Here is a 720-nt window from a genome sequence, read left to right on the forward strand (position 1 = left end):
ACACCATAGTCGTTTGTTATATGCAAACAACCATTCTTACTATGAGGTCATTACTTTGATGCCAAAAATGGTAAACAACCCACCAGTGACATAATCCATAAACCCAGAGATGCGAGCATAAACGCTTTTAGCTGATTCATGGGAAAACGCCGTAGCTAAGAATAAATGCCAACTAAGCGTAATTGAAGCCATTGTTAGCATGATTGCTAATATCATCGTTGCACTCATGTTTTCAGGCATGGAAACACTGAATAAACTGACGATAAAGAAACCCGTTTTCGGATTTAAAATACTGGTGATAAACGCTGAAATGAAAACCTTTCTTTTCGATGGTGATACCGTTTGATTGATTTCAGTTAACTCACCTAACCTCTTTATTTTTCGAGTTAGATAAATCTGACGCATTCCCAAATACAATAAATAACTGCCACCTACCACTTTCATTAAACCAAATAATTGAGGAAAATGAGAAAAGAGAATAACTAAGCCGGAGCCACCAAAAAACGACCACAGTAACGTTGCACAACTAACACCGAAAGCAGAAAAAACTGCAATTTTACGGTCATAATTAAGTGCAGTGTTAATCGTTAAAAGTACATTAGCACCAGGAGTCGCAACAGCTAACATCCAAATCAAAGCCACATGAAGAAGAACCAATAAATATTCCATTACCTACCATTCCAATAAATTAAGCCGTGAGCTTAAAAAAGCATATAACGC

1 protein-coding gene is annotated in these 720 nt (G+C 36.8%); it reads right to left on the reverse strand.

The window, feature by feature from the left end; translation table 11 throughout:
* Positions 1 to 39: 39 nt before the first annotated feature.
* A complete protein-coding gene (locus A6E06_RS09165) occupies positions 40 to 669 on the reverse strand; it encodes a LysE family translocator (RefSeq protein WP_065593222.1) in 630 nt (209 codons plus the stop codon).
* Between the last annotated feature and the right edge of the window lie 51 nt (positions 670 to 720).

Origin of the sequence: Aliivibrio sp. 1S175, from assembly GCF_001690985.1 — a bacterium.
Lineage (GTDB): Bacteria > Pseudomonadota > Gammaproteobacteria > Enterobacterales > Vibrionaceae > Aliivibrio.

Excerpts from the sequence above, each read along its gene's own strand:
- A6E06_RS09165 (WP_065593222.1), bottom strand. The coding sequence starts at position 669 with ATGGAATATTTATTGGTTCTTCTTCATGTGGCTTTGATTTGGATGTTA.